The 25,731-nt window shown below is 63.0% G+C and carries 33 protein-coding genes; 12 read left to right on the plus strand and 21 right to left on the minus strand.

Annotated features, from left to right (window positions below; genetic code table 11):
• Positions 1-43: 43 nt before the first annotated feature.
• From NKH50_RS15375 to NKH50_RS15415, 9 genes are read left to right on the plus strand one after another with little or no spacing between them, the layout of a single operon-like run.
• Positions 44-1,801 carry a methanol/ethanol family PQQ-dependent dehydrogenase gene (locus NKH50_RS15375; protein WP_352879834.1) on the plus strand — a complete coding sequence of 586 codons (1,758 nt, stop codon included), beginning with the start codon at positions 44-46 and terminating at the stop codon, positions 1,799-1,801.
• A 16-nt stretch (positions 1,802-1,817) separates the two neighbouring features.
• On the plus strand, positions 1,818-2,651 hold the full coding sequence (locus NKH50_RS15380) for a substrate-binding domain-containing protein (RefSeq protein ID WP_352879638.1): 834 nt from the start codon (positions 1,818-1,820) through the stop codon (positions 2,649-2,651).
• Positions 2,648-3,181, plus strand: a complete 534-nt coding sequence (locus tag NKH50_RS15385) for a c-type cytochrome (RefSeq protein WP_254818823.1) — start codon at positions 2,648-2,650, stop codon at positions 3,179-3,181. Before NKH50_RS15380 ends, NKH50_RS15385 begins: the two co-directional genes overlap by 4 nt.
• Positions 3,182-3,219: 38 nt before the next feature.
• Positions 3,220-4,194, plus strand: a complete 975-nt coding sequence (gene coxB, locus NKH50_RS15390; RefSeq protein WP_352801244.1) for a cytochrome c oxidase subunit II — start codon at positions 3,220-3,222, stop codon at positions 4,192-4,194.
• Entirely contained in the window at positions 4,191-6,167 is a 1,977-nt protein-coding gene (ctaD, locus tag NKH50_RS15395; protein WP_352879640.1) for a cytochrome c oxidase subunit I, read from the plus strand. Before coxB ends, ctaD begins: the two co-directional genes overlap by 4 nt.
• Positions 6,164-6,769, plus strand: a complete 606-nt coding sequence (locus tag NKH50_RS15400) for a cytochrome c oxidase subunit 3 (protein WP_352801240.1) — start codon at positions 6,164-6,166, stop codon at positions 6,767-6,769. Before ctaD ends, NKH50_RS15400 begins: the two co-directional genes overlap by 4 nt.
• A gap of 1 nt (position 6,770) precedes the next feature.
• Entirely contained in the window at positions 6,771-7,112 is a 342-nt protein-coding gene (locus tag NKH50_RS15405; RefSeq protein ID WP_352879642.1) for a hypothetical protein, read from the plus strand.
• A complete protein-coding gene (locus NKH50_RS15410; protein WP_352879644.1) occupies positions 7,109-7,993 on the plus strand; it encodes a cytochrome c oxidase assembly protein in 885 nt (294 codons plus the stop codon). Before NKH50_RS15405 ends, NKH50_RS15410 begins: the two co-directional genes overlap by 4 nt.
• On the plus strand, positions 7,974-8,543 hold the full coding sequence (locus NKH50_RS15415; protein ID WP_352879646.1) for a c-type cytochrome: 570 nt from the start codon (positions 7,974-7,976) through the stop codon (positions 8,541-8,543). Before NKH50_RS15410 ends, NKH50_RS15415 begins: the two co-directional genes overlap by 20 nt.
• A gap of 535 nt (positions 8,544-9,078) precedes the next feature.
• On the opposite strand, the gene NKH50_RS15420 is transcribed toward NKH50_RS15415, so the two are convergent.
• The 9 genes from NKH50_RS15420 to NKH50_RS15460 all read right to left on the minus strand — a co-directional run bounded on the left by NKH50_RS15420 (position 9,079) and on the right by NKH50_RS15460 (position 15,565).
• Positions 9,079-10,008 carry a hypothetical protein gene (locus NKH50_RS15420; protein ID WP_352753316.1) on the minus strand — a complete coding sequence of 310 codons (930 nt, stop codon included), beginning with the start codon at positions 10,006-10,008 and terminating at the stop codon, positions 9,079-9,081.
• Complete coding sequence (locus tag NKH50_RS15425) at positions 10,005-10,400, minus strand: phage holin family protein (protein ID WP_254818831.1); 396 nt, start codon at positions 10,398-10,400, stop codon at positions 10,005-10,007. The genes NKH50_RS15420 and NKH50_RS15425 overlap by 4 nt, the downstream gene beginning before the upstream one ends.
• Positions 10,397-11,125 carry a WXG100 family type VII secretion target gene (locus tag NKH50_RS15430; RefSeq protein ID WP_352879648.1) on the minus strand — a complete coding sequence of 243 codons (729 nt, stop codon included), beginning with the start codon at positions 11,123-11,125 and terminating at the stop codon, positions 10,397-10,399. The genes NKH50_RS15425 and NKH50_RS15430 overlap by 4 nt, the downstream gene beginning before the upstream one ends.
• Positions 11,126-11,383: 258 nt before the next feature.
• On the minus strand, positions 11,384-11,857 hold the full coding sequence (locus NKH50_RS15435) for a DUF2269 family protein (protein WP_352475748.1): 474 nt from the start codon (positions 11,855-11,857) through the stop codon (positions 11,384-11,386).
• Complete coding sequence (locus NKH50_RS15440; RefSeq protein ID WP_352879650.1) at positions 11,857-13,143, minus strand: SDR family oxidoreductase; 1,287 nt, start codon at positions 13,141-13,143, stop codon at positions 11,857-11,859. Before NKH50_RS15440 ends, NKH50_RS15435 begins: the two co-directional genes overlap by 1 nt.
• Positions 13,144-13,177: 34 nt before the next feature.
• Positions 13,178-13,516 (minus strand): hypothetical protein, encoded by a 339-nt coding sequence (locus NKH50_RS15445; RefSeq protein ID WP_352506814.1) that lies wholly within the window; start codon positions 13,514-13,516, stop codon positions 13,178-13,180.
• Positions 13,516-13,878 carry a hypothetical protein gene (locus tag NKH50_RS15450; protein ID WP_352475750.1) on the minus strand — a complete coding sequence of 121 codons (363 nt, stop codon included), beginning with the start codon at positions 13,876-13,878 and terminating at the stop codon, positions 13,516-13,518. Before NKH50_RS15450 ends, NKH50_RS15445 begins: the two co-directional genes overlap by 1 nt.
• A complete protein-coding gene (locus NKH50_RS15455) occupies positions 13,878-15,098 on the minus strand; it encodes an NRAMP family divalent metal transporter (protein WP_352506815.1) in 1,221 nt (406 codons plus the stop codon). The genes NKH50_RS15450 and NKH50_RS15455 overlap by 1 nt, the downstream gene beginning before the upstream one ends.
• Positions 15,095-15,565, minus strand: a complete 471-nt coding sequence (locus tag NKH50_RS15460; protein WP_352879653.1) for a hypothetical protein — start codon at positions 15,563-15,565, stop codon at positions 15,095-15,097. The genes NKH50_RS15455 and NKH50_RS15460 overlap by 4 nt, the downstream gene beginning before the upstream one ends.
• Positions 15,566-15,713: 148 nt before the next feature.
• On the opposite strand from NKH50_RS15460, the gene NKH50_RS15465 reads away from it, so the two are divergent.
• A complete protein-coding gene (locus NKH50_RS15465; protein WP_254818839.1) occupies positions 15,714-15,926 on the plus strand; it encodes a DUF2934 domain-containing protein in 213 nt (70 codons plus the stop codon).
• A gap of 149 nt (positions 15,927-16,075) precedes the next feature.
• The gene (locus NKH50_RS15470) at positions 16,076-16,264 is read left to right on the plus strand and encodes a hypothetical protein (RefSeq protein WP_352688542.1); all 189 of its coding nucleotides are present in this window, start codon (positions 16,076-16,078) and stop codon (positions 16,262-16,264) included.
• A 59-nt stretch (positions 16,265-16,323) separates the two neighbouring features.
• Here NKH50_RS15470 and NKH50_RS15475 read toward each other — a convergent pair whose 3' ends face one another.
• The 6 genes from NKH50_RS15475 to NKH50_RS15500 all read right to left on the minus strand — a co-directional run bounded on the left by NKH50_RS15475 (position 16,324) and on the right by NKH50_RS15500 (position 22,071).
• The gene (locus tag NKH50_RS15475) at positions 16,324-17,094 is read right to left on the minus strand and encodes a GntR family transcriptional regulator (RefSeq protein WP_352879655.1); all 771 of its coding nucleotides are present in this window, start codon (positions 17,092-17,094) and stop codon (positions 16,324-16,326) included.
• 71 nt (positions 17,095-17,165) lie between these two features.
• A complete protein-coding gene (locus NKH50_RS15480; protein ID WP_352879657.1) occupies positions 17,166-17,948 on the minus strand; it encodes an SDR family NAD(P)-dependent oxidoreductase in 783 nt (260 codons plus the stop codon).
• A gap of 96 nt (positions 17,949-18,044) precedes the next feature.
• The gene (locus tag NKH50_RS15485; protein WP_352879659.1) at positions 18,045-18,959 is read right to left on the minus strand and encodes a PfkB family carbohydrate kinase; all 915 of its coding nucleotides are present in this window, start codon (positions 18,957-18,959) and stop codon (positions 18,045-18,047) included.
• The gene (uxuA, locus tag NKH50_RS15490) at positions 18,956-20,152 is read right to left on the minus strand and encodes a mannonate dehydratase (RefSeq protein WP_352804331.1); all 1,197 of its coding nucleotides are present in this window, start codon (positions 20,150-20,152) and stop codon (positions 18,956-18,958) included. Before uxuA ends, NKH50_RS15485 begins: the two co-directional genes overlap by 4 nt.
• 150 nt (positions 20,153-20,302) lie before the next feature.
• Complete coding sequence (locus NKH50_RS15495; protein WP_352475758.1) at positions 20,303-20,962, minus strand: ThuA domain-containing protein; 660 nt, start codon at positions 20,960-20,962, stop codon at positions 20,303-20,305.
• Between the two features lie 11 nt (positions 20,963-20,973).
• Entirely contained in the window at positions 20,974-22,071 is a 1,098-nt protein-coding gene (locus tag NKH50_RS15500; RefSeq protein WP_352879662.1) for a Gfo/Idh/MocA family protein, read from the minus strand.
• Between the two features lie 264 nt (positions 22,072-22,335).
• On the opposite strand from NKH50_RS15500, the gene NKH50_RS15505 reads away from it, so the two are divergent.
• A complete protein-coding gene (locus NKH50_RS15505; RefSeq protein WP_352879664.1) occupies positions 22,336-23,244 on the plus strand; it encodes a dihydrodipicolinate synthase family protein in 909 nt (302 codons plus the stop codon).
• Here the strand turns inward: NKH50_RS15505 and NKH50_RS15510 are convergent, their stop codons facing one another.
• The 6 genes from NKH50_RS15510 to NKH50_RS15535 form a co-directional block, all read right to left on the minus strand.
• On the minus strand, positions 23,245-23,643 hold the full coding sequence (locus NKH50_RS15510) for a DUF1801 domain-containing protein (protein WP_352506910.1): 399 nt from the start codon (positions 23,641-23,643) through the stop codon (positions 23,245-23,247). It lies immediately after the preceding gene.
• 90 nt (positions 23,644-23,733) lie between these two features.
• Positions 23,734-24,204 (minus strand): DUF1801 domain-containing protein, encoded by a 471-nt coding sequence (locus NKH50_RS15515; RefSeq protein WP_352506825.1) that lies wholly within the window; start codon positions 24,202-24,204, stop codon positions 23,734-23,736.
• Positions 24,205-24,208: 4 nt separating this feature from the next.
• Positions 24,209-24,439 carry a hypothetical protein gene (locus NKH50_RS15520; protein WP_352506826.1) on the minus strand — a complete coding sequence of 77 codons (231 nt, stop codon included), beginning with the start codon at positions 24,437-24,439 and terminating at the stop codon, positions 24,209-24,211.
• 86 nt (positions 24,440-24,525) lie between these two features.
• The gene (locus NKH50_RS15525; protein ID WP_352506827.1) at positions 24,526-24,918 is read right to left on the minus strand and encodes a VOC family protein; all 393 of its coding nucleotides are present in this window, start codon (positions 24,916-24,918) and stop codon (positions 24,526-24,528) included.
• Positions 24,919-24,992: 74 nt separating this feature from the next.
• A complete protein-coding gene (locus NKH50_RS15530) occupies positions 24,993-25,403 on the minus strand; it encodes an SRPBCC family protein (RefSeq protein ID WP_352506828.1) in 411 nt (136 codons plus the stop codon).
• On the minus strand, positions 25,400-25,723 hold the full coding sequence (locus tag NKH50_RS15535) for an ArsR/SmtB family transcription factor (RefSeq protein WP_254818851.1): 324 nt from the start codon (positions 25,721-25,723) through the stop codon (positions 25,400-25,402). The genes NKH50_RS15530 and NKH50_RS15535 overlap by 4 nt, the downstream gene beginning before the upstream one ends.
• Positions 25,724-25,731 lie beyond the last annotated feature (8 nt).

Consider the following 25,731-nt stretch of genomic DNA (forward strand, 5'->3'; position numbering starts at 1 on the left):
GGCTGCGAGGCTGGGATGGACGCTGCTGGCGGGGTTTGCACTGATGACGGCGGCGTTTGCTCAGTCTTTATCAGGCCCTGCGATAAATCCGCCGGCCGCGGCTGCTCCGCCCGACGACGGCCAGTGGGCGATGCCGGCAAAGAACTACGCCTCGACCCGCTACAGCGAACTTGCGGAGATCACCGAAGACAACATCAAAAACCTGCAGGTGGCCTTCACCTTCTCGACCGGCGTCAACAAGGGCCAGGAGGCTGCGCCTCTGGTCGTCGGCAACACGATGTACATCGTGACGCCGTTTCCCAACATCCTCTATGCGCTTGACCTTACCAAGCCCGGCGCGCCGATGAAGTGGAAATTCGAGCCCAATCCCGAGCCCGCCGCGCAGGGCGTTGCCTGTTGCGACGTGGTCAACCGCGGTGCGGCCTTCTTCGACGGGCGCATCTATTTCAACACGCTCGATGGTCATGCCATCGCCGTCGATGCGGCAACCGGCAAACCGGTCTGGAACACCCATATCGGCAACATCAATATCGGCGAGACCATCACGATGGCGCCGCTGGTGGTGAAGGGGAAGGTACTGGTCGGCAATTCCGGCGGCGAAATGGGCGTACGCGGCTGGATCAAGGCGCTCGACGCCGGCGACGGGCACGTCGTCTGGACGGCCTACAATACCGGCCCGGACGCCGAGGTGCTGATCGGCCCCGATTTCAAGCCGCATTACGACATGGACAAGGGCAAGGATCTCGGGGTGACATCGTGGCCGCCCGACGCCTGGAAGATCGGGGGCGGCAATGTGTGGGGCTGGATCTCCTATGACCCGGACCTCAACCTGATCTTCCACGGCACCGGAAATCCCGGTCCGTGGAATCCGGATCTGCGGCCCGGCGACAACAAATGGACCGCCGGCATCTTTGCCCGCGATCCCGACACCGGCGCAGCCAAATGGTTTTACCAATGGACCCCGCACGATTTGCACGACTACGACGGCATCAACGAACAGGTGCTGCTCGACATGACCTGGCAGGGCAAGCCCCGCAAGGTGCTGGTCCGACCGGAACGCAACGGCTACGTCTATCTGTTGGACCGCACTACGGGCGAAGTACTGTCGGCAGTGCCGTTCGGGCCTGTCAATTCCAGCAAGGGCGTCGACCTGAAGACCGGCCGGCTGATTGTAAATCCGGACAAGAAGACCGGCACCGGCAAGGTCGTCCGCGACATCTGTCCCACCGCATCGGGTCTCAAGGACTGGCAACCTTCGGCGTTCTCGCCCAAGACCGGCCTGCTCTACATCCCGCATAATAACATGTGCATGGACGAAGAAGGCGTCGAGGTGAATTACATCGCCGGCACGCCCTATGTCGGCATGAACGTGCGCATGATTCCCGGGCCGGGCGGCAATCGCGGTGCATTTACTGCCTGGGATGTCGCCGCCGCCAAACCGGCGTGGAGCCGGAAGGAGAACTTTCCGGTGTGGAGCGGCGCCGTCGCCACCGCCGGCAACGTCGTGTTCTATGGCACGATGGAAGGCTGGTTCAAGGCGGTCAGCGCCAGGACCGGCGAACTGCTTTGGCAGTTCAAGACGTCGTCCGGCATCATCGGCCAGCCGATCACCTATCGCGGCTCGGACGGGCACCAATATGTTGCGGTTCTTTCGGGCGTCGGTGGCTGGGCCGGTGCGATCGTATCCGGCGATCTCGACCCGCGCGACGCCACCGCGGCGCTCGGCTTCGTCAACGTCATGAAGGATCTGAAGGATGTAACCACGCCGGGAGGTACGCTGTATGTGTTCCGGCTGCCTTGAGACGATCGGCCGAGTTATGTGCTCACGGAAAACGCGTTCGCGGCGGCTTGCCGCCGCGGTTGGCGCACTGGCGCTCTCGCTTGTCGCCGCCGTTGCCGATGCGCGCGAGTTGAGGATCTGCGCAGATCCCAACAACATGCCGTTCTCCAATGCCGCCCGGGAAGGCTTTGAAAACAAGATTGCCGAACTCGTCGGCCGGGAGCTGGGTGCGACTGTTTCCTACACGTGGTGGGCACAGCGGCGCGGCTTCGTCCGCAACACGCTGAAAGCCGGCCTGTGCGATCTGGTGCCCGGCACGCCCACCAATCTCGAGATGCTGCGCACCACCGCGCCCTATTACCGGTCTTCCTACGTCTTCGTGACACGCAGAGATGCGCCGGAAATCGCGTCCTTCAACGATCCTCGCCTGCGCGATCTGCACATCGGCGTCCAGCTGATCGGCGACGACGGCGCCAACTCGCCACCCGTCCAGGCGCTCGGCAGTCGCGGCATCGTCGGCCATCTCGTCGGTTTCCCCGTCTATGGCGACTATTCGGCGCCAAACCCGCCAGCGCGCATCATTGAGGCGGTCGCGAATGGCGACATCGATATGGCCGTCGTCTGGGGGCCGTTGGCCGGCTACTTCGGTGCCAGGCAAAAAGTACCGTTGCGGATTACGCCGGTTGCACCGCGCATCGACGGTCCGCTGCTGCCGATGATCTACGACATCTCGATGGGCGTGCGCCACGACGACGATGCGCTGCGCAGCGAGGTAGACGCAGCGCTCGCCAAACACCGCGCCGAGATCGATGCAATCCTGGCGGCATATGACGTGCCTCGCCTCGACGTCGCCGGGGCGGCAGCGCGATGAACCGCGGCCTTCCATGCGTGCTGTCGGCGATGCTCGTTCTTGCCGCTTGCCAGCGTGAGGAACGCGACACGCGTCCACAGTCGGCGCTCGGCTCGGGCGACCAACCGGCAGCCGTCACGGCCCTCGAGCCGGGCGGCCAGCGGCCAGCCTCGTCCAACAACAAGGCCGGAGTGTTCGAGGCCAACGCGTTCCACCTCAGCGAGGGCAAGCGTCTGTTCAACTGGTTCAACTGTTCCGGCTGCCATGCCAATGGCGGTGGCGGCATGGGCCCGGCGCTCATGGACCAGAAGTGGCTCTATGGCAGCTCAATCGAAAGCATCCACGCCACGATCAGGGACGGTCGGCCAAACGGCATGCCGAGCTTCCGGGACAAGATCCCGGACGACCAGATCTGGGAGCTTGCCGCCTTCGTCCGCGCGTTGAGCGGCAACGCGCCGAAATCGGCTGCGCCGAGCCGCGACGACGACATGATGCCCCATCCGTCCGAAAATCGCCTGCCGGATGCCGCGACTCTGGGGAAGTCGCCGTGATCCGCCTTGTCTGCAGCGTGTGCTGCGGCGCAGCCTGCATGCTGCTCCTTGCAGGATGCAGCGGCTGGCAATCCGCGCTTGACCCAAAAGGCCCGGCCGCGGGCGAGCTTGCATGGCTGATCTGGTTCTTCACAGCACTGTGCACGGTGGTCTGGCTTTTGGTGATGGCCGTGCTGATCCTGCCATTGGCCCGACGCCCCGCGCCGGTCGGCGATCCGCTTGTCCTCGACGCTGCCGCCGAGCGCGGCAAGATGCGAATTGTCGTCGCCGCACTCGCCGCTACCGCCCTGATCCTGGTCGGCCTGACGCTGCTGAGCTACTTCGCTAACCGGACGCTCGCCGCCATCGGCTCGGATGCGGCGCTGACGATCCGGGTGACCGGGCATCAATGGTGGTGGGAGGTGCGCTACGAAAACGATCAGCCGAACCGCATCCTGACGACTGCCAATGAAATCCACATCCCGGCGGGCGAGCCGGTGCGGCTTGTAGTGACCTCGACCGACGTCATCCATTCCTTCTGGGTGCCGAACCTCTCGGGCAAGCTGGACCTCATTCCAGGCCACGAGAACGTTCTCGATCTGAAGGCTGACAAGCCCGGCGTCTATCGCGGCCAGTGCGCTGAGTTCTGCGGCGCGCAGCACGCCAATATGAGCACCTTCATCATCGCCGAACCTCGGCCCGTCTTCGACGCGTGGCTGAACGATCAGCTGCGGCCGGCAGCTGCTCCCGTGTCGACCGAGGCCAAAACCGGCCACGACCTGTTCCTCAAACGGCCATGCGTGATGTGCCACAAGATCGGCGGCACCATCGCCGGCGGTACGGTCGCTCCCGACCTTACACATATCGCAAGCCGGCGGACGCTCGCTGCCGGAACGCTGGCGATGAGCCGCGGCAATCTCGCAGCCTGGATAGCCGATCCCCAAGGGATCAAGCCAGGTGCCCACATGCCCGTGGTGGGACTGAACGGGGACGAGCTGAATGCGATAGTAGCCTATCTCGAGGGCTTGAAATGAGCAGCGCCGACCTAGCCCATGGGCGAGACCTCGCCCCGCAACGCGCCACAGCACAAAAGGGTGACCTGGCTCCCGAGCGCGACGGCCCTCGCGATACCGGCCTCGACGACGCCAGCCTCGAGCGCTGGCTGGCGCGGACATGGCAGACCGTGCCGGGCATCATCGGTGCGCTCTCGAGCGTCGACCACAAAATTGTCGCGCGGCGGTACCTGATCACCGCTTTCGTCTTCCTGTGCCTCGGTGGCCTCAGCGCCGTTGCCATGCGCATCCAACTGTCGGGGCCGGAGCGCGGGCTGATCGGGCCGGACCGCTACAACCAGCTGTTCACCATGCATGGCGTGACCATGATGTTCCTGTTTGCAGTGCCAATCGTTCAGGCGACCGGCATCTATCTCGTGCCGCTGATGGTCGGCACCCGCAACATCGCCTTCCCGCGCCTCAATGCATTCAGCTTCTGGATTTATCTCTCCGGTGGCCTCTTCGCCTGGGTGTCGTTTGCACTCGACATGGCGCCCGACGTCGGCTGGTTTTCCTACGTGCCGCTGTCCGGTCCTGAATTCGGACCAGGCAAGCGTTCCGACGTGTGGGCGCAGATGATCACCTATACCGAAGTGTCGTCGTTGGCGGTCGCGGTTGCCACCATCGTCACCGTGCTGAAGCAACGCGCGCCGGGCATGTCGCTGGACAAGATTCCGCTCTATCCCTGGGCGATGCTGGTCACCTCTTTCGTCATCGTGTTCGCCATGCCGGCGGTCATGATCACGTCGACCTTCCTGATCCTCGACCGTCTGGTCGGCACCCATATCTTCAATCCCGCCGAGGGTGGCGACGTCCTGCTGTTCCAGCACCTGTTCTGGTTCTTCGGCCACCCCGAAGTCTACATCATTTTCCTGCCGGCCACCGGCATAGTGTCCTCGATCATCGCCGCTTTCGCCCGGCGTCCGGTATTCGGCTATCTGGGCATGGTTCTGTCGCTGATTTCGGTCGGCTTCCTGTCGTTCGGCCTGTGGGTTCACCACATGTTCGCAACCGGCCTACCCAAGCTCGGCGCGAGCTTCTTCACCGCCTCAAGCATGCTGATCGCCATCCCGAACGGGCTGCAGATCTTCTGCTGGCTGGCGACATTGTGGGACGGACGCCCGATAATCAGGACGCCGCTGCTGTTCGTGTTCGGCTTCTTCTTCACGTTCGTCGCGGGCGGCCTGACCGGCGTGATGCTGGCGTCGGTGCCATTGGACCTGCAAGTACACGACACCTATTTCGTTACCGCGCATTTCCACTACGTGCTGATCGGCGGGTCGGTGTTCCCGCTGCTCGGCGCGACCTATTTCTGGTTCCCCAAGATCACCGGCCGGATGATGAGCGAGCGTCTTGGACGCTGGCACTTCTGGCTTGCCTTCATAGGCTTCAATGCGGCGTTCTTTCCGATGCACATTGTCGGCCTGTGGGGCATGCCGCGCCGGGTCTACACCTATCCGGTGGAGCTCGGCTGGGGCAACATCAACCTGTTCATCACAGCCGGCGCGGTCGTCCTGTTCCTAAGCTTCGTTCTGTTCACCATAAACCTGGTGTACAGCGCCTCGAGGGGCGCCCCGGCCGGGGACAATCCCTGGAATGCGGGCACGCTTGAATGGGCGACAAGCTCCCCGCCGCCGAGCTATAATTTCGCTCGGATTCCGGTGGTTACCCACTCCGAGCCGCTCTGGGCCGAACGTGACACGCTGCCTGTCGCGACCGGGCTTCGCGTCGACGTGCGCGAACTTGTCATTTCGACCGTGGCAGAAGCGCATCCAGATGTGCGCGAGAAGTCCGCGACGCCGTCGATCTGGCCATTGTTCGCCGCGCTCGCCGTCGGCGCCACCTTTCTCTATTCGATCTTCAGCCCGTGGGCGGTGGTCTGGGGAGCCGGGCCAATCGCCATCACTTTGATCGGTTGGTTCTGGCCGAAAGGCGATCCGGAGGATGAGGAATGAAACAGCGTCCTGCCGCCGATCTTTCCAAACTCCCGACCTTCGGGATCGGACCGCGCAGCCCGACCTGGTGGGGCACTCTCGCCTTCATGGCGCTGGAGGGCACCGGCTTCGCGCTGGCCGCAGGCGCCTATCTTTACCTCGCCTATCTGTCGCCCGAATGGCCATTGGGCGTGCCGCCGCCCAACCATTGGCCAGGCACCATCGTCACGCTGTTGCTGCTCGCCAGCGTGGTGCCCAACCACATACTGAACCGCTACGCCGAAGCCTGTGCCATGGTGCCCGTGCGCATCGGCCTGATCGTCATGTCGCTGCTCGGTATCGCACCGCTTGTCGTGCGGTGGTTCGAATTTCCGGCCCTCAACATCTATTGGGATACCAATGCGTACGGCTCAATGCTGTGGGTCCTGCTCGGCCTCCACACCACACACCTGATCACCGACGTCGGCGACACGCTGGTGCTGACGGTCCTGATGTTCACGCGCCATGGCTATAGCGGCCGGCGTTTCGGGGATGTTGGCGACAACGTCTTCTACTGGGATTTCGTGGTCGCGACCTGGATCCCGATCTATCTATTGATCTATTGGATGCCGAGGCTTGACTGAGATGCGTGCGCTTCGCTTGGGCACATCATGGGGCGGGCTGTTGTCCGGGCCTTTGGCCTGGGCGGTGTCGACGCAGCTGAATTACGCGTTCGTGGAGTGGCAGTGCGCCCACGGCATTCCTGTCATACCGGTCGTTGCGCTGATGCTGACAGTGCTGGCCTTGCTCGGCGGGGCGCTGTCGTGGCGGGCGCGACAGCAAGGTGGCGCCGCCTTTAAACCGGACCGTGCGCGCGGCACTGAAGATTTCGTCGCCAATATCGGCATTCTCAGCGCGTTGCTGTTTGCGCTGGTAATCGTCATGCAAGGCGCCGCCTCGCTCATTCTCGACGGCTGTCTGCGATGAGCTTCGACGCGCTTTTCTCGACCTCGATCTGCTACGGTGCCGGTGCCCCGCAGGCCGGCTGGACGCTGGCGTTGCCGATCACGCTGCCGCTAACCATGGTCGCACTGCTTTACGCGGCAGGCGCCTTTCGGCTGTGGCGGCGGAGCGCCCGCAGCCGCCCGTTGCGGATGCGGCAAGCCCTGCTGTTCGCGACCGGCTGGGCCATTTTGGCGGCAGCACTGGTCAGTCCGCTCCACGCATTGGGTGAGCACGTTTTCACCGCCCACATGATCGAGCACGAGCTGTTGATGGCGGTGGCGGCACCCCTGCTGGTCGCCTCCCGTCCGGCGGCGGCGATGATGTGGGCATTGCCGATCAAGCTGCGGCTGGCATTTGGCGCAGCCGGGCAGGCGAAGGTGCTTCGAACCGTTTGGGCCGCAATCAGCCGCCCCGTTGCCGCGACCTTCCTGCACGGCGTCGCGATATGGGCGTGGCACGTTCCGGCGCTGTTCGAGGCGGCGCTCGCACGGGGTGTCCTGCATTATGCGCAACATGCCTGCTTCTTCGGTACAGGGCTGCTGTTCTGGTGGGTGCTGCTGCCGCGTTCAGGCCGCGAACAAGCCTATGGCAGCGCGGTCATGCACCTCTTCTTCACCTCGCTGCATACCGGCCTGCTCGGGGTGCTGCTGCTGGTCTCGCCAAGGCTGTGGTATCCGGTAAACGCAGCCGGTGCGAAATTGTGGAACCTTAGTCCGCTCGAGGACCAGCAGCTCGCCGGGCTGGTTATGTGGGTTCCGGCCGGCCTGATCTATGGCGGCGCGGCTTTGCTGCTGGCCGGCCTGTGGATCCGCTCAAGTGGACAGAGAAGATGGGAGACGTCGCATGCGCTCCAAGCTGTCTAAGCTGGTCATTGGTGCCGGGACGGCAATTGCCGTGCTGGCCGCAGCTTGGGCGGCGCTGACGTTGTGGCCGGAGCGCGTCATCAGGGTCGCGCATAAAACGGACAATGCCACCAGCAGCATCGGCGTGCGCGCCACATCGCGTTTCACTCCGTCCGGACCCATACTCGGCGCCGCAGCAATTGTCGTGCTCGTTGCAGTCCTGGCCGGGATCGCGTTGTATTTCGAGCAAAGCCGTCGAGTGGAGCAGAAGGCCGACAATGCAACCGGCGGTGTTGGCGCCCGCGCCATACCTATCATGATGGCCAATGGCTGTGCTGGATGCCACACGATCGCCGGCGTTCCCGGCGCGCAGGGAATGGTCGGTCCACGCCTCGACGCCAGCTTGGCCACCCGGGTCTATATCGGCGGCGTATTGTCCAACAACCCGCGAAACATGGTCCGTTGGATACGGGCCGCAAGGGAGATCAATCCGCACACGGCAATGCCTTCGACCAGAATTTCCGAGCAGGAGGCGCGGGATATCGCCGCCTATCTCTATTCGATGAAATGACATCGTTGCTCGCCTAGCCGAGATCAAACCCTCCCGGCGGTCTACCGATGCCGGTTTGCCGGGACCGGCAATCGTCACCGCCTTCGGCTCGATGCCTTAGTTGCCGACGAACCTTTCGGAACCGGCCCGCATCGGCGAGGCTGCCCGCGATCACGTCGGACATCGCCGAGCGCCGCTATGCCGGTAATCTGCTGTGCGGATTGTTTCGCGGGCATCTCGGATATGAGCTTCTTTGGCGAGTGGGCCGAGTGCAATCTCGGCGTCGTCGTCCCAGTCGAATTGACGGGGTGGTTGTTTTTTCAGAATTGGACAGTGCTGCTGAGAATTGCGTGCCACGCCGTGGGGACACGCCTCATGGAGCCGAAGAACCGAACGGATTCAGAGCGAAGAATCGGAACGGACCGGAGCGCCTCGGCTAATGACTTGAGCGCCGCGATCACATTTGTTAGCGGAAGGTTGCGGGCTCCTAGCCGACTTTGATGTTCCAACCGCGAGGCGATCGCGGTCGGAGTCGCCACGAACGACCGCAGCGCAATCACGTCGTTTCGGGAGACTCGTTCGATTTGGGAGCCTCGTCGGTCTCCGGCAAACGATCGCGAATGGCTTCCTCGGTTTTACTTGCCGTCTTTTTCACGACTTTCTCGACGCGGTCGACCAACGTCTCGGCGTCGCCACTGGAACCCTGTCGGTCAGCCTCTTCCTTTACAGTCTCATATGCTTCGGCGGCGACCTGCTTGGCTTGCTCGACGCCTTCCTCAAAGACTTCCTCGGCACTGTCACGAAGCTTGTCGCGGTATGGGCCGAGTTGCGCGTCTTCCGCGGCTGTGTGAGGCAGCATCACGCCGATGGCGGTGCCCACGGCAAGGCCCACCGCGGCCATTGCCAGAGGTTCGCGCTGGAACAGGTCCTGCGCCGACTGCCGTACCCGCCCCGATATATCGGTGGCCGCCGAGCCGAACTGCCCGACCGTGCTTCCTAACCTTTCTTTGGCGCCGCTCGCAACGTCTGCCACAGCCTCAGTCGCACCGCCTGCCACGGACGCAACCGAACGGGCGGCATCGGAGAGCATGGAGCCGGCGGAACCTTCGCCCTCGGCACCGTACTCATCGCCGCGTGAGTCCTGCCAGGCCCCGCCCAAGCCCCTCTGGTCAGAGAAGTTTCGGGTGCCGTCAGGTTCCCTGCCGGTCGAATAGGCACCAAGTGCTGAACTGTCTACCGACGTGCCCTTGCCTAGCATCAGCCAGGCCAGGCCCGCGCCGACCAATGTAAGCGGTAACGGATTGTCCCTGACCTGAGTCTTAAGATTGCTGAGCATGGCGGATCCCTCGCCGCTGAACATCCCGGTGAATTCGTCGATCAGCTGACCTGGTGTCATCTTGCTCCGGATCGAGTCTGCCGTGTCCGTTATCTTGGCACGGGCAATGTCGGCATCGCGTTCGAGTTCGGCTGCGGATTTGTCGGTCATCTTATCTGGTCCTTGATCACGCGTGCGTCGCGTTTAAGTTGGTCTTGTGTCCGGTCGGGGGTCAACTCTGAGGGAGCCATGCTTGCCTTGCCGGAGCGCAGGAGTATGACGCCCAGTACTGCCACCACGACGCCGACGAGCAGCGAGGACCATCCGGCTCCCAGGCCGGCGCTCGCCAAGGCAATCACCAGCGCCTGCAAAAGCACCATCAGGGCGGCAAGCAGGCAAATGACGCCTCCCATTACCTCCACGGCGCCGGCGCCGGCCTTGCTTAACTTTTCTGACATTTCAGCCCGCAACAGCCTGCTTTCGGTTTGAAGCAGTGTTGTGACCTGCTGTGCCAGATCGCTGACAAGGGTTGTCAGGCTGCGAGTGTCCTGGTTGTCAGTCATGGGTTTCGCTCCAGGCTTGCATTGGCCCAGTCATCGCCGGACTGATCGGATCCTAACGGGGCTGGTTCAACTGGCTCTGCCGATCGCCATCCCGACTCATTCGAGCTAGGACCCGTCTCGGGCGCCCGGCCTGTTCCCGACTGGCCCGGTGCTCCGGTTTGGGCAGAGGGTGGCGAGCTCTTGATGAACCGCCCCAAAGCCAGGCCTGCCAATACCGAGCCGGCGATCAGCGCCCCCGAGTTTTCGCGGCCGAACGACTGAATTTCGCCAAGCACCTCGTCGAACGGTTTATCCTTCAGGGACGAGGAAAGCCGCTCGAGCCCGCCTGCGGCGTCAAGGGCGAATTTCGAAGCGGTCCGTTGATCATTGTTGGCAAGATGCTCGCTTGCCGCGCGCAAAGCGCCGCTGAAGGCCTTGAGACTGGCGCTCATGTCGCGCTGCGTTCCCTCCGCCTTGTTGAACAATGCTTGCTTTGCTTCCGATGCGTAATCTCCGGCTTTCCTGGTGATCTCGTCACGCGCATCGTGGAGCGCTTCCGTCGCGGTCTGCTTTTCCCGTTGTAGTCTTTCCGAAAGCTCGCTTCTGGCTGTCTCGAAATCGGCCGTCTGACGGCCTTGATCGTCTTTGTCCTGCATGGTGTCTCCTAGTGGAATCCGAGGAAGGAGAGGATCGCAAGCACGACGACGACAAGGCCGATGAGATAAATAACGCTGTTCATGGCGCAATCTCCTCCACTGCGCACCGAACTTGCATGTGCTTCCCGTGTTCCATCTTTTTGTAAGCGAAGCCTAACCAGCCTCAAGACGGGATCTTGTCCTGTGCCGATGGGCGTGAGCGCGCGGTTGGAAATGATACGAGACCGGACTCCGGTGCGACTTACAGGTCGAGACGCACGTCCGCTCCGGCAGATATTCGCGGTGCAGGGGCCGGAATTTTCCGCAGTGCTTTGACTGGGCATTATCGCAGTGGGACCTGCCTGCGACCTACCACTCGATCGCTGGCCGCGCGATCATCAGCCAGAAAATCCCGAGCACGGCAGCGAAGGCGGGGAAGCCGAAGGCGAACCACAACCAGAACAGCCGATGGTAGCGCGGCGGCAACGGCGCGCCTGCAGCGGCGGCTTGCGATGCCAGCTTGCGCATCTCCATTTGCATCCAGACGACCGGGAGCCAGAACATTCCGGTGAAGATATAGAGCGCGATCGAAAGTACGATCCAGCCCTCCGACAGCGAGTAGCCTGCCTGCCAGGCGAGCGCGCCTCCGGTCAAAGGTTGCGCGACCACGGCCGTCGCTGTGAAAACGAAGTCGGCGACGACGACGATACGCGCCACCGCCGCAACCGTCGCGGCATTGCCGGTCCTGTGGGCGAGCAGCATGAAGAAAGCGATGCCTGCGCCGGTGCCAAGCAGCACGGATGCGCCGATGACATGCAGAAATTTCAGCAGGAAATAGAGCATCAACGCTCCTCCAGCACTGCCAAGGCCACAAAGTGCAGCACCAGGATCGGCAGCACTTTGAGGAACGGCCCAAGCGGGTCGTTCCACAGATCGGGGCTCAGGAAGCTTCCGACGACCAGATAGAAGAGCGAGAGCGCGATGCCGCCATAGAGGCCTTTTCGCGCCGCCGGCCGCCAGGCTATGACCACGCCGATGGCGATGTCGGCAAGAGCGCCGGCGATCACGATCGGTGCCGATAAGATGCCGGCCCCCGTGCCTTGCATCAGATCGACGCCGCTGCCGTAGCCGGTTGTCAGCGACACGATTCCCGTGATGATCCAGAAGACTGGCAGGACGACGAAGATCGCCGGCTTGATGAAATACAGCCGGGCAAACCATTTCTCCTGCACCGTTGCCGGATTGAGCGCGAGGAAGCCCGCCAGGGTTTGCGGGCGTATGCCGGTCGCGGCGGTCCAGTCCGAGGGATCTCCAACCGCTCCTCGGGCGATCTCCCTGGCCGCGTTGGTGCGCATCGGTGGACGCCAGCCGAACATCGCGGCAAGGTCGCCTAGGCCGTAGAGAAGCCTTGCAACAGGCGCCGGCAAGACAAACCTGGCTGCCGGAGCCCAACCGAGCCATCGGCGATAACTGCCGACGACCTCGTCCATGCTCAGTTGTTCGGGACCGACAAGTTCCAGCACGACGCGAGATGGACTGGCGGGATCGAGAAGGAAAACGACCGTTGAGACCACATCGTCGAGTAGTACCACCTGGAGCCGGCCGGTGCCGGGCATGGACGGCAGCACTGCCAGCGAAGCGAGACCCCGAAACAATGCGCTGGCCCCAAACACCGGCCGGCCGAGCACCACGGACGGGCGCAGGACCACCCAATCCAGATCAAGCGTCATAAGCGCCTGGTCCCCGGCCAGTTTCGTCGCCGAGAACGCCGAAGGCTGCGCCCGATCGACGCCGATCGCCGAAAAGTGGATCACCCGGGCAACCCCTGCCCGCGCACAGGCGCGAAAGAGTGCGACGGCCGCATCGCGATGGACTTCGCGCGTCTTTTCACGGGGGCTGTCCTGGAGAACGCCGGCACAATTCACGACGGCGTCGACACCCCTGAGATGCGGTAGCCAGTCTTCGGGCTGCAGCGCCACCGCCATGTCCAGCACCAGCAATTGGTAATTGCCGGCCCGGTTTGCACCGGGGCTGCGGACCAATCCGATTACCTCATGCCCTTCGGAAAGAAGGCGTGCCACGACGGAGGCACCGATCAGGCCGGTGGCGCCGGTAACCAGGACTTTCACTGAACCCCATTCTCCGACGGCGGGAAAGTGTCGTTCATTCCGGTTTATCGCCCTCGATACTGCCCTTCATAGCGGAAAGTTCTTCCATCGCGCACAACAGTCGCGGCTGCGTCGGGTCGGAGATGTCGAGCTTGTCCCAGGGAATGCGGTACATGCTGTCGTGACTGCGCAGTCGAAAGACTTCGAGGACCGCCGTGCCGATGGCCGAAGCGGAAAGACGCTCGAACGCCGCGTGGATGCCGACGTGGTACTCGGTAACCACGAGGTCGTCGCCATCCGGTTCGGCGCGTATCTCCTCGATATGGCCGATGCTTTTGCCGCGCTGCGAAAGCACATTTCTGCCTGCCAATTGCTCAAGGTTGACGGTGGCCATCATCCGGCTCCCGGGATACGCCTTATGACATGGTCGCGCAGCCAATCCTGCCAGTCGAAAATCGCCGTTTCACGCACGTCGATGTCGAATTCGATGTCGACGCCGATGTCGCGCACCTTGTTCCAGGCGATGCGGTGCGGTTCGGCATGGCGCTTGCCGCCGAGCCTTGCCGCAAGGCGCGCCATCCAGCGCCCGGATCGCTCGCCAAGCCGACGCGCTAGCGTGATCGAGCCGAGCTCGACCGCAACGATTTTGGGTGGCTTGCCCGGCCTGACCTCGGCTACCAGCCCGTCCACCTTGCCGATCTTGACCTGCTCACGGTCAACCACTTGCTTGTCCAGGATGTCGCGCAGCAAATCCATCACGTGCCTCCGAATATCTGCAAAGGAATGGTCACGATCGCGAGCACGAAACCGAGCGCAATGATGAAGATGACCGCGGCATTCGCGATCATGCCATTGCGGTGCTCGCCGACATAACGCTCGTCATTCAGCAGGAAAAGGAACGGCACCACGGTCAGCGGCAGGCTGGCGGCCGTCAGCGCCATGGAAAAGATGGTTAGCTTCAGCGGATCGAGACCCAGGGCGATCGGAATGGCGGCGAGAAACAGCGAGACCGTGTAGACGGTGCTGAAGCCGGGATCGTCGCGCGGTTTCAGGTCCTCGCCCCAGGTCCAGCCGAAACCCTGCGCCACTAAGTACGCTTGCTGCAGCCCGATTTCGAGCGCAGCGCCGAAGCAGGCTATGCCTAGTGAAGCAACGAACAGGACGAATCCCCAGAAACCGAAGATCTGGATCAGCATCAGCGGCAATTGATGGTAGTCGTCGACCTGCTCTATGCCGTGCGCTGCCAGCACGAGCGCCGCCACGATCAGCACGCCGATCGAGATTGTGCCGCCAAAACTCATTCCCAATCCGGCAATGGCCCGATTGGTCCCGAGATAGCTCTTGTCCCACTGGTCCTCGATGGCTCCCGACGAATAGAACATGAACAGGTAGGGCGAGACCGACGCACCAAGAATACTGACCGCCATGAACCAGTAATTGGCCGCGTCGTGCTCGGGCAGAGTGGGGACGGCACCGGCCGCGACCTGCCCCCAATCGGGCTTCAGCATGACGGCGCCAACCACGAAGCACAACGTGACCAGGCCGAGGATCGAGACGCCCTTTTCAATGAAGCCGAACGTGCCTTTCCAGAGGAACAGCCATGCCAGAAAAGCGACCGGCAGGGCCCACCACTGAAAGCCGATGCCGGTGGCGAGCTCGAGCGCAATGGCGACACCGCCGATCTCAGCTGCCATGACCATGAAGTTGACCAGCAAAGTCGCAAGCAACGGCCACAGAAAGGCGGTGAAGCCAAACCGTTCCCGGATCCCGTCGGCGATGGTGTGATGGCTTACAGCGGCGAAGCGGCCGGCCATCTCGACCAGGAAGATGATGCATATCGTGCCCAGGAGGACGGCCCAGATCAGCTGGAACCTGAACGCTGCACCCGCCTGTGCGGCGGTTGCCATCGATCCGACCTCGAGAAAGCCACCAACGCTGGTGACGATGCCCAGCGATATTTCGAGCAGCTTCTTCATGGTTTCGGCGCGAAATGTTTGGCGTAGGATGCATTCAGGGCGGCGGTGGCAGCCCGGAGATCCTGCTGCACCTTTTCCGCCTCCGATCGGTTGCCGTCCTGCACCGCCGTCGCGGCGCGTGTCACCGCCGCCGACAGCTGTCCGACTACCGCCGTCAGACCGGCTTGCTCGCTGGGCTCAGGCGACTTGGCGGACTGGATTTGCGCACCGGCATCGACGAGCGCCTTGCCGACCGATTGCAACGTGCGCGACGTATATGTCGAAGGGGCTGCCCCGGCGGCCCAGGCACCCAGGACCAGCGATGCTGTCTGTGCGGCCGAAGCCGCGGTTTTCGACTGCTGCTCGATCTGGTCGGAAGGCGAGCATGCCGTCAGCACAAACGTTGTCAGCAGCAGGCACAGCCGGTCTGGTCGAAGACCGATAGCTGCAATGGCATCTACAACACGTGCTTGTAGCGTTGCTGCCACACGATTGTTCTCCCCGGCACCAGGCGACTTCGGCGTGCAATTTCATCTAGGGCGCCCGGTGGTCACGTCAACTGAACCGTCGGGAACTGCCTGGCAACGCGGAACAAACCTTCGATCGCCGGATTAGGGATATCAGGAGGCAAAGGTCATGGACAAGGAAGAGCGTATCAGGCAGCGGGCCCATGAGATATGGGAGCGCGAAGGCCGTCCGCAAGGACGCGAGCGCGAGCATTGGGACCAGGCCGTGCAGGAGATCGAAGCTGAGGGCTCCGAAGCCGAACGCGGTCCGGTCGTGCCCGATCCAACAGTTGAGACCGGCTCCGATCCCGAGGTGCGCGGCAGCAAGCGGCGGGGGAAGTGAGCCCCAATGCCTCGTCTCGTCGCCTGGATCGTGGTCGTACTGGTCGTGCTCTTCGCCGCATGGCTGATGCTTGGGCGCGACAGGACCAGCACTGGTGGCGAAACTCAGCCCTCGCCACATGCAATAGACCAGAATGGATAGGAGCTGACATGACGGCTAGGGAAAGCCATCCCGAACAGGACCCTGCGGAAGGATCGCGATCGACGATAGAAAAGCAGCTCCGCAAGGAGCAAGGCGGCGAGGCGAAGAATCGCGAAGCCAAGCCAACTTCCGACAAATCCGGCAGCAAGGCCAAGTTGCCTCCGGAAGCGCCGAAGAAAGGCTCAGGCCTGGACTGAGCGGCTGGTTTCACGTTTCCACGTCGTCATTCCTCCTCGCTCCGTCGCGCGAATGGTTGTCATTCGGGCAGATCGCCGGCAGCCGCTTCTGTCCTCTTTCCAGCCGAGCCCGGTGCTTTGAAATAATGGGGATAGCGTTCCCGGACGATTGCGAGCACCTCGAAGATGCGGCGAAGATGCGTTCGCATCGCCTCTTCCGCCGCAAGGGCGTCGGCCTGCTCGAGCGCATCGACGATCCGCCGATGCTGGCCGAGAACCACCGACATGCTGTCGAGGCGCGGGAAAGACAAGAAGCGGAAGCGGTCCATGTGCAGCTTCGCCGCGCTGATGTCGGCCCAGATTCCGGGGAAGCCGGCATGGCTGGCGATGTGCTGGTGGAACAGCTCGTCCGACTTGAAGAAGCGCCTGTCGTCCGAGATGGAGGCGAACGTCTCCTGGACCGCCAGTTCGCCTTTGAGCATGGCGAGTAGTTCGGCGCGGCGCGGGCTCTCGACCGCACGTTTGACCAGGCCGATTTCCAGCGACTCGCGCAGGAACTGCGATTTCTCGAGATCGGCGATCCGCAGCGGCGCCACCATGCTGCCGCGCTGCGGATAGATGTCGATCAGGCCAAGTCCGGCCAGCCGGGCGAGCGCCTCCCTGACCGGCGTGCGGCTCACGCCGAGGGCTTCCGACATCGCCTTTTCGGAAATCAGCTCGTGCGGCTTCAGGCGGAAGGTCAGGATCTGGTCGAGCAGGACCTCGAACGTCCTCGCCGCGACTGAAGCGCTGGGGCCGGTTTCGCCAAGCCGCCCCTCGGTGATGGTCCGCATTCCCAAAAGCCCTGCCATCGGCAATTCCCTTAAAGGCTCGGCAGCTTCAAGCCATTCATGAAATGGCTGCGCAAGCAGCAGCGCCGACGTTATTCCTTGCGCGGAGAACCGCCGATGCGCGCCAGCAGGCCGCCATCGACGCGCACGACTTCGCCGGTGACGAAGGAGGCATCGTCGGACAGCAGGAAGGCAACGACGGCCGCAATCTCTTGCGGCTGGGCGGTGCGGCCGAGCGGATGCATGTTGTCAAGGATGCGCAGGATCTCGTCGGGCTTATCGTTGAGCTTGACCGCATCCCGCAGCATCGGCGTGTCGACCGCGCCCGGAGCCACGGCATTGACGCGCACACCGAGCGGCGCATAGTCGACGGCCATGGATTTGACCAGCCCGATCAAGCCGTGCTTGGCCGTGCTGTAGGCCAGAACCCCTTCCTGGCTGGCCAGGCCTTGCACCGAGCTCATATGGACGATGGCGCCGCGGCTTTGCCGCAGCAGCGGCATCGCCGCGCGGGAGAGCAGATAGGCAGCCTTGAGGTTGACATTCATCACCTCGTCCCAAAGCGCCTCGTCCGTGGTCTCCACCGTTCCGTAACGCTGGATGCCGGCATTGTGGGAAAGCATGTCGAGCCCGCCGAACGCGGACCGGGCAAGCTCGACGGCGCGGCCGCAGGCTTCGGTGTCGGCGGTCGAGCCGAGCACGGTGTGCACGGTCACGCCGCGCGCCGCAAGCTGCGCCGCGACCTCGTCCAGCTGATCGCCCACACGGTCGAAGAGGATCAGGTCGACACCTTGCTGGGCCAGCCTTTCGGCGACAGCACGGCCGATGCCCATGGCCGCCCCGGTGACCAGTGCGCGTTTCTTGAACTCAGCCATTTCTCCTCCCACGAACAGTTGCAGCGGCTGCCATGGTAGTCGATCAGCGACGTATGACGTACCCTTTTCGCTGAGCCGGCCCGAGCGTATTCGGCGTCATGTCGATCCTTGCATGAAGGCCAGTGTTTCCGCGCGCGTCGGCGCGCCGAGCCGTCCGCCAAAACGCAGGCACTTCAGCGCAGCGGCGGCGCTTGCCACTGCTATGGCCTGCTCCTCATCCCAACCTTCAGCCAGCCCCAGAGCGAAGGTGCCGTGAAACACGTCGCCCGCCGCCAGCGTGTCGACGGCTTCGACTCGCGGCGACGGCAGATGACGGACATCATTGCTGCTCGGGTGCTGGAACGCGGTGCCGTTCGCCCCATCGGTGATCGCGACGAAGGCGCCGGTCCGTTCGCCCAGAATAGCGACGGCGGAACCGGCGGAAACCTCTGGACCGCAAAGGATACGCGCCGCGGGCAGCGAAGCAATGACATGCGAGGCGAGCGGCAGCAATCGGTCGAGCACCGGTCGCGACGCAATATCGGCGTCGAGGATCGCCGGAATGCCGCATTCGCGGGCCTTCGCCAGCGCCATCGCGGCGGCTCCGGGCCAACGAACGTCGACCAGGACGGCGTCGAAGCGGGAAAAATCCACGGGCGGAAGACGGTCCGGATCGGCTTGCGTGACGGCATCGTAGAAGGGCACGATCATGCGCTCGCCGGCGGCATCGACCAGGATCGTGGCAATGGCCGAGCGGCCACCTTCAACCCTGCGCACCAACGAACAGTCGACCCGCTCCGCCTCCATCTGCGCGATGACATCGCGGCCGACGGTATCGTTGCCGACGCTTGCCCATAGCCAGACCTGCCCGCCCTGGCGGCTTGCCGACGCGGCGGCACTTGCCGCCATGCCGGCGGCGATCTGCACGGCCTCGCTCGGCAGGAACTTGCCGGCGCCGGACGGCAGGACATCGAGGCGCAAGATCGTGTCGTAGGTGAGCGCGCCGACGCAGAGCAGGCGGGGCGCCCTCATTGCAGCCTATAACCGCGCTGATGGGCAATCGCCGTCATTACGCCTCTCAGTTCGGCAAGGCCGCGAAGACGGCCGATCACGGGGTAGCCGGGATGGGTGTGCCGCGTGGCGTCATCGATCAGCTCGTGGCCGTGATCCGGGCGAAACGGCAGCAGCGCCGGTTGCCCGGCGTCGCGGCGGCGTTGCTGCTCGTCGAGCAAGATCGAGACCACCGAAACCATGTCGACATCCCCGTTCAGATGCTCGGACTCCATGAACGACCCGTCCGGATCCTTGCTGACGTTGCGCAGGTGCACGAAGTTGATCTTGTGCGCAAAGCGCCTGGCGATGGCGGGCACGTCATTGGCCGGATTGGCGCCCAGCGACCCCGTGCACAAGGTAAGGCCGCTATGGGCCGATGGCACCGCATCCAGGATAAAGGCGATGTCGTCGGCGTTCTTGACGATCCGGCACAGGCCGACGAGATCGCGCGGCGGATCGTCCGGGTGGATCGCCAACGTGACGCCCGCCTCTTCGGCCGCCGGCAGCACGTGTTCGAGAAAACGGACGAGATTCTCGCGCAGCCGGTCGTGAGACAGGCTAGACTGCTCGGCCACCACTTCGCGCAATTCCGCTATGTCATAGCGCTTGAAGGCGCCCGGCAGGCCGGCCATGATGTTGGCAAGCAGACGCTCTTTTGACGCATCCGGCGTCGCCTCGAACCATTCGCTTGCCCGCTGGAGAACATCGGACGCATAGTCGCGCTCAGATCCCTTGCGCTGCAGCATGTAACAATCGAACGCGGCAAGCTCGTGCATGTTCATGCGGAGCGCCCGTCCGCCGCCCGGCAGCGGCGCAGCCAGGTCGGTCCGGGTCCAGTCGAGGATCAGCATGAAGTTGTAGCAGACCGTGCGCACACCGCAGGCGCCGAGATTGCGTAAGGTCTGCCTGAAATTCTCGTAGAGCCGGTCGAGATCGCCGCGGCCGAGCTTGATGTCCTCGTGCACGGGCACGCTCTCGACGACGCTCCATTTGAGGCCCATCGCCTGATCCGCCTCGATAAGCGCCTGGCGCTGCCTGATGGCGTGGATCGGCCAGACTTCGCCGTAAGGAATGTCGTGCAATGCCGTCACGATGCCGGTCGCGCCGGCCTGCCTGGCATGGGCAAGCGTTGCCGCGTCGCTCGGGCCAAACCATCGCCACGTCTGCTCCATTCGACCTCCAGCTACGGAATTCCCCGACGAGACTGCTGTCTATTGGATGCTACCATGGCAGTCAATTGCTTGCCGCAGCCCAGTGCTGTGTCCGCGTTCGGGCGGCCGCCCTTAGAGATTACAACGATACGTGGCGTTCAGATTGAACGGCTACGCAAGATCCGGGTTTCGGCTGGCCCAAAGCATGCCGCGCTCGAACATCGTACGCATTTGCGGCACTGCGAACTCGTCGGCGGTGTGGCCGAGTGCGCTGTAGAAGACGCGGCCCTTGCCGTAGCGGCGCTTCCAGACAACCGGCATGACGACGCCGGCGATGAAATCGAGATGCTCGCCGGTGAAAGTAGTCGTCGCCAGCACCTCGTTGGTCGGATCGACATGCATGTAATACTGCTCTGAACGGTACGCGAAGCCGTCGATGCCCTGCATGACCGGATCGTCTGGCATGGTGATATCGACGTGATAGTCGATGATGTTGCCTGGATGGGCGACCCACTGGCCGCCGGTCATGAACTGGTATTCCGGCTCGTTGCGGAAGCTGTCGCACATCGTGCCGTGAAAGCCCGCAAGGCCGGTGCCGGCCCCGACGGCGTTGGTCAGGTTTTGCAGTTCCGGCTTTTCGATCGTCGACATGGTGATCACCGGGACAATGAGATCGAGCTTGCCCAGTTGCGGATCGGCAAGCGCCGAAGTCCCCTGCTCCAGCTGCACGTCGAAGCCGTTGCCGGCCAGCATCTCCTTGACGATGTGGGCGCTACGGGCCGGCGTGTGGCCTTCCCAGCCGCCCCAGAAAATCAGTGCCGTCTTGCTCATCGTGTCATCCCCTATTCCAGAATTCCGAAAGGTAGATCGGCGTGCATTGGCGCCGGCCGCGCGCAGCCATATCTCAGGTCGATACGCCGCCCTGTCTCTGCTGAAGAGATGATCGATTCCATGATTTCCAGGACATGGAGGGAAAGATCGAGGCTGGCGCGGTGTTGCCTGCCCGAGACGATCGCCTGCGCCATGTCGGCGAGGCCGATGCCCCGGTAATTGCCGTCGCCATAGGAATGGATCTGATCGGCCACCGTCCAGTCGCCCTTGCGCTGGCTGGTCCTGATGTCGCCCTGGAACTGATTGGGATCGGAGACGATCATCGAGCCGGTGGTCCCGTAAAGTTCGATGTGATTGTGTTCATGCTTCCAGACGTCGAAGCTGGTGGTGATCGAAACCGCCGCGCCGTTCTCGAATGTGAGCAGGCCGGAAATATGGGTCGGCACCTCGACCTGTATCGTTTCGCCCTGGCGCGGTCCGGAACCGATGGTGCGGGTGGCATAGGATGCCTTTGCCTGCCCGATCACGGATTTTGCCGGACCCAGGAGATTGAACAGGCAGGTCAGATAGTACGGTCCCATGTCGAGCATTGGCCCACCGCCGGGCTGATAGTAGAAATCCGGATTGGGATGCCAGAGCTCGTGGCCGGGCACCTGCATGAAGGCAGAGCCGGCGACAATAGTCCCAACCGCATCCTCATCGACCAGGCGCCGCGCCGTCTGGTGGGAGCCGCCAAGAAAAGTGTCGGGTGCGCAGCCGACGCGCACGCCCTGTTCGCGCGCGGCCGCGACCAGCCGCTCGGCGTCGCTGAGCGTCGTTGCCAGCGGCTTCTCGGAATAGACGTGCTTGCCTTGCCCGACAGCCTGCAGGCCGACCGGCACATGATGCTGCGGCGTCGTCAGATTGAGCACGATCTCAACGCGCGGATCGGCCAACAGCGCGTCGACCGGCATGGCAGCCAGGCCGTAGGCAGCTGCCTTGGCCTCGGCTGCCGCCCGGTTGATGTCGGCGACGCCGATAATGTCGAGCACCGGGAATTGCGGCGATGCCTTCAGATAGGCATCCGAAATGTTGCCGCAGCCGATAATGCCGACACCGATCCTCCGCATGGGCTTCTCCTCAAAAGGCGGCATTGATGAAACAGCAGAACTCGTTTGTCACCCCCCTTTCGGCCGGACGCGGTTGTCCCGTGACAAGTACATACCTCGAGAGCCTCAGAACCGCCGCCCGATCACAATCGCGCGCCTATGCGAGAGCCGCTTGCTTTTGAGGTCGAACGGCCGGTACTCAGCAACACTGCTTCCTGTAGCTTGCTCGACATTTTGATGCCGGTTTTGAGCACAGCACAGATTTTCACCCGTAGAAGGACGCACATGATCCGCCCGCAAGGAACCATCGCACCGATCCTGACGCCGTTCGAAAACGACGGCTGCATTGCCCGCGACCTCTGGATATCACACGCCAAGTGGGTGCTGGACCAGGGAGCACATTTCCTGTCGCCGTTCGGCACCACGGGCGAGGCGTTGTCCGTCTCGTTGCGCGAGCGCATGCAGGCGCTGGAGTGGCTGGTCGAGGCCGGCATTTCGCCAAGCCGGCTTATGCCCGGCACCGGCGTCACAGCACTTGTGGAGACCGTCGAGCTGACCGCGCACGCCGTCGGGCTCGGCTGTGCTGCGGTGATGGTGCTGCCGTCGTTCTTCTATACGGCCGCCGGTGACAACGGACAGGCCCGTTATTATGGCGAGCTGATCGATCGGGTGGCGAACCCGGCGATGAGGATGATCCTCTACCACATCCCGCAAAATTCCGGCGTAGCGGTGAGCCCGGCGCTGACCGCCCGATTGAGCGAAGCGTTTCCCGATGTCGTGGTGGCTTACAAGGACAGCGCCGGCGACTGGAACAACACCGCGGCGGTCATTGCGGCAGCCCCAAGGGTCGCGGTGTTCCCGAGTTCGGAAGCACAGCTGACGAAGGGCCTCGCCAACGGTGCTGCCGGCTGCATCTCGGCGACAGTCAATCTGAATCCCGCAGCGATCCGGGCCCTCTACGACGCAGTGCTGGCGGGAGAGGACACTACGGACGCGGATGCCGCCATCAGGGCGTTCCGCAAAATCATCCAGGACGCCGGCCTCATCACTGCGATGAAGGCAGTGCTGGCGGTACGGTCCGGCGACAGACGCTGGCTGAATCTGCGCGCGCCGCATGAGAACGCGACGCAAGCCACCGGCGAAGCCGTGCTCGCCGCTCTCGGCCCGCTAGCCGACCATATCGGCCGGAGCTGACTATCGGGCCGTGTTCAGGGCGGCAGCAGCGCGTATCAGCGCCTTGAACGCATTCTCATCTATGTCTTCGCCCTCACGGATATCGATGGCGCGCCTGGTGTTGCCTTCCAGGCTGGAGTTGAACAGGCCGGAAGGGTCCTGCAGCGAGGCGCCCTTTGCGAAGGTCACTTTCACGACGTTCTTGTAGGTCTCGCCAGTGCAGATTATTCCGGCGTGCGACCACACCGGAACGCCTCGCCACTTCCACTCCTCAACCACTTCCGGGTCGGCCTGCTTGATGAGGGCGCGGACATGGGAAAGCGTCTTGCCTCGCCAATCGCCCAGCTCGCTGATCCTCGCATCGATCAGCTGAGAGGGAGAGTTGTCTGCACTTCTTTCCATTGAGTCACTCTTCATCATCATTGTCGCTTTCCCTTGGTTGTTGCCGCTCGCCCGTCACATGAATACCGCTAGTCGGCACCGGATTTGCCGGGATGACTGGCATTCCACTCACATTCGCTCGCCTGGCAATTGGCTGGCTTGCTTTATCCAGTCGGCGAGTTGAGCTTCGTCGAGCAGGTCGTCCTCGTAGATATCGAGGTAGCGCACGTCCTTGTGCTTGGACTCACCGGGTGGGACGGGACGCAGCGACGCGCCGCGGAAGAAAGCCAGCTTGATGTACTTTGTGAAGCAATGGAAGTTGAGGAACCACCCCTGACCCTCTACGCCGTAGAAGGGCGAGTTCCATTTGACGGCCTTGCGCACGTCAGGGACGTTGCGCACGATGAGCGCGTCGAGGCGACGCCCGACGTCGCGTTTCCAGCCCGGCATGGCCGCGATGTAGGCCTGCACAGGAGCGTCACCATCACCCTTCGGGATCTGCGGGTTGCCGCCTGCGAGGAGGACCGGCTTGGCGGCTGCAGGCTTGGCGGCGGACTTCTTCGCGACCGCCGATGACTTGATGGACGTCTTGTTGGCCATGCATTCACTCCAATGCGCCGGTGCCCCCCGCGCTGCGCCGCTTGGGCGCGTAAGGCAGCACGAACATGTACAGTCCGGTAAGCAGGAGCAAGCCGAGTGGAAACAGCGGCATGAGGTATACCCAGTAGGAGGGTTCCTTGCCTACTCCCAGGCTGATGAAGATGGCGGCGACGACCGCCGCAAAGATGATCGACAGCCAGCGGTGGATCTGCCGAACCCATTTGTTCCAATCCATTGAGACCTCCTCTGAAGACGAACCGAGCGGATCGGGCGGCCCGTTTGGCGGCTCCCGCCGGGCAGCCACGCCACTGAATGCGTGCCTTACCAGCGCGCCAGCTGTGTGATTTGAATGAGATTGCCGCAGTTGTCGTTCAGCTGGGCTATGATCGAGCCGGTTACTTCGGTCGGCGGCATGGTGAACTTGGCGCCGCGCGCTTTGATGCGCTCGTAGTCCTCCTTGACGTTATCGGTGAAGAACATGACCGCGGGCTGGCCCTGCTGGAAAATAGCTTGCTGGTAGGTCTTTGCAGCGGGGTTGTCATTGAGCGCGAGTTGCAGCTCGGCACCGTCCGGCTCGTCGGGTGATGCGACGGTCAGCCAGCGAAACGGCCCATTGCTGAAATCGGCCTTCTTGGTAAAGCCGAGCGTTTCGGTGTAGAAACCCAGAGCCTTTTCCTGGTCATCCACGTATACTTTGGTCAACTTGATCTTCATTGGCTTGCCTCCATTATCGCTCCGCCATCTGCCGCCCTGTAACAGAGCCCTTGCTTGAATAGCGCAGGCGGATCTCAGTCCGTTCGCGCAAGAACCTGCTCCAGATCGTCAAAGAACCTCGGCCAGCCGACTTTGGCACCCCGGAAGTAAGGCTGCTGATCCGGCCGGAAGCCCGACTGTTCCATACGCAAGCGGGCGCCGATGCTCGTGGGGGTGATCGTCCAGGAGACGACACTCTTGAGATCCTTGGTATCCCACGTGTAAGTCAGCGTTCTGTTAGGCTCGACTGTCTGGACCTGACATTCGACAGAGCCCCAGGCCGCGTGAAGGTTGAAACGGTGGTCCGCGACAGGTTTGAAGTCGTTTTTCATGAGCCACTCCTCGATCAAGTGTGGTTGCGTGAGCGCGCGCCAGATCTTCTCGGGCGGATAAGCGATTTCCCGTTCGACAATGACGGAGAGCGTTTCGGTCGCTATTTCGTTCACTGGTCCATCCTTTTGAGCAGGTCCTCGAGGTCGTCGAACCGGCTCTGCCAGAACCCGGTCATCTGGCTTGTCCAGTCGATCAGGGGGGCAAGCGCGGCGAGCTGCGCGCTATAATGGGTCTGCCGTCCCGCATGGCGGTCGCGCACCAGCCCCGCCTGCCGCAAAATCCCGAGATGTTTCGACACGGCCGGTTGCGAGATCCCGGCCTGAGCCGTCAGCGCGCCGACTGTCTGCTCTCCCTCGCGACACAGTCGCTCAAAAATAGCGCGCCGAGTCGGATCGGCAAGCGTTCTGAAGAGCACATCGTGAGCGTTTGGCATTGGGATAT

Origin of the sequence: Mesorhizobium sp. M1027, from assembly GCF_040318745.1 — a bacterium.
Classification (GTDB): Bacteria; Pseudomonadota; Alphaproteobacteria; order Rhizobiales; family Rhizobiaceae; genus Mesorhizobium.

Excerpts from the sequence above, each read along its gene's own strand:
- NKH50_RS15455 (WP_352506815.1), bottom strand. The coding sequence starts at position 15,098 with ATGAAGAAGCTGCTCGAAATATCGCTGGGCATCGTCACCAGCGTTGGT.
- coxB (WP_352801244.1), top strand. The coding sequence starts at position 3,220 with ATGCTGCTCCTTGCAGGATGCAGCGGCTGGCAATCCGCGCTTGACCCA.
- NKH50_RS15535 (WP_254818851.1), bottom strand. The coding sequence starts at position 25,723 with ATGCCAAACGCTCACGATGTGCTCTTCAGAACGCTTGCCGATCCGACT.
- NKH50_RS15515 (WP_352506825.1), bottom strand. The coding sequence starts at position 24,204 with ATGGCCAACAAGACGTCCATCAAGTCATCGGCGGTCGCGAAGAAGTCC.
- NKH50_RS15500 (WP_352879662.1), bottom strand. The coding sequence starts at position 22,071 with ATGCGGAGGATCGGTGTCGGCATTATCGGCTGCGGCAACATTTCGGAT.
- NKH50_RS15495 (WP_352475758.1), bottom strand. The coding sequence starts at position 20,962 with ATGAGCAAGACGGCACTGATTTTCTGGGGCGGCTGGGAAGGCCACACG.
- NKH50_RS15380 (WP_352879638.1), top strand. The coding sequence starts at position 1,818 with ATGTGCTCACGGAAAACGCGTTCGCGGCGGCTTGCCGCCGCGGTTGGC.
- NKH50_RS15475 (WP_352879655.1), bottom strand. The coding sequence starts at position 17,094 with ATGGCAGGGCTTTTGGGAATGCGGACCATCACCGAGGGGCGGCTTGGC.
- NKH50_RS15405 (WP_352879642.1), top strand. The coding sequence starts at position 6,771 with ATGCGTGCGCTTCGCTTGGGCACATCATGGGGCGGGCTGTTGTCCGGG.
- NKH50_RS15505 (WP_352879664.1), top strand. The coding sequence starts at position 22,336 with ATGATCCGCCCGCAAGGAACCATCGCACCGATCCTGACGCCGTTCGAA.
- NKH50_RS15445 (WP_352506814.1), bottom strand. The coding sequence starts at position 13,516 with ATGGCCACCGTCAACCTTGAGCAATTGGCAGGCAGAAATGTGCTTTCG.
- NKH50_RS15385 (WP_254818823.1), top strand. The coding sequence starts at position 2,648 with ATGAACCGCGGCCTTCCATGCGTGCTGTCGGCGATGCTCGTTCTTGCC.
- NKH50_RS15410 (WP_352879644.1), top strand. The coding sequence starts at position 7,109 with ATGAGCTTCGACGCGCTTTTCTCGACCTCGATCTGCTACGGTGCCGGT.
- NKH50_RS15525 (WP_352506827.1), bottom strand. The coding sequence starts at position 24,918 with ATGAAGATCAAGTTGACCAAAGTATACGTGGATGACCAGGAAAAGGCT.
- NKH50_RS15415 (WP_352879646.1), top strand. The coding sequence starts at position 7,974 with ATGCGCTCCAAGCTGTCTAAGCTGGTCATTGGTGCCGGGACGGCAATT.
- NKH50_RS15450 (WP_352475750.1), bottom strand. The coding sequence starts at position 13,878 with ATGGATTTGCTGCGCGACATCCTGGACAAGCAAGTGGTTGACCGTGAG.
- NKH50_RS15470 (WP_352688542.1), top strand. The coding sequence starts at position 16,076 with ATGACGGCTAGGGAAAGCCATCCCGAACAGGACCCTGCGGAAGGATCG.
- ctaD (WP_352879640.1), top strand. The coding sequence starts at position 4,191 with ATGAGCAGCGCCGACCTAGCCCATGGGCGAGACCTCGCCCCGCAACGC.
- NKH50_RS15480 (WP_352879657.1), bottom strand. The coding sequence starts at position 17,948 with ATGGCTGAGTTCAAGAAACGCGCACTGGTCACCGGGGCGGCCATGGGC.
- NKH50_RS15420 (WP_352753316.1), bottom strand. The coding sequence starts at position 10,008 with ATGACCGACAAATCCGCAGCCGAACTCGAACGCGATGCCGACATTGCC.
- NKH50_RS15400 (WP_352801240.1), top strand. The coding sequence starts at position 6,164 with ATGAAACAGCGTCCTGCCGCCGATCTTTCCAAACTCCCGACCTTCGGG.
- NKH50_RS15465 (WP_254818839.1), top strand. The coding sequence starts at position 15,714 with ATGGACAAGGAAGAGCGTATCAGGCAGCGGGCCCATGAGATATGGGAG.
- NKH50_RS15485 (WP_352879659.1), bottom strand. The coding sequence starts at position 18,959 with ATGAGGGCGCCCCGCCTGCTCTGCGTCGGCGCGCTCACCTACGACACG.
- NKH50_RS15510 (WP_352506910.1), bottom strand. The coding sequence starts at position 23,643 with ATGATGAAGAGTGACTCAATGGAAAGAAGTGCAGACAACTCTCCCTCT.
- NKH50_RS15425 (WP_254818831.1), bottom strand. The coding sequence starts at position 10,400 with ATGACTGACAACCAGGACACTCGCAGCCTGACAACCCTTGTCAGCGAT.
- uxuA (WP_352804331.1), bottom strand. The coding sequence starts at position 20,152 with ATGGAGCAGACGTGGCGATGGTTTGGCCCGAGCGACGCGGCAACGCTT.
- NKH50_RS15435 (WP_352475748.1), bottom strand. The coding sequence starts at position 11,857 with ATGCTCTATTTCCTGCTGAAATTTCTGCATGTCATCGGCGCATCCGTG.
- NKH50_RS15375 (WP_352879834.1), top strand. The coding sequence starts at position 44 with ATGACGGCGGCGTTTGCTCAGTCTTTATCAGGCCCTGCGATAAATCCG.
- NKH50_RS15520 (WP_352506826.1), bottom strand. The coding sequence starts at position 24,439 with ATGGATTGGAACAAATGGGTTCGGCAGATCCACCGCTGGCTGTCGATC.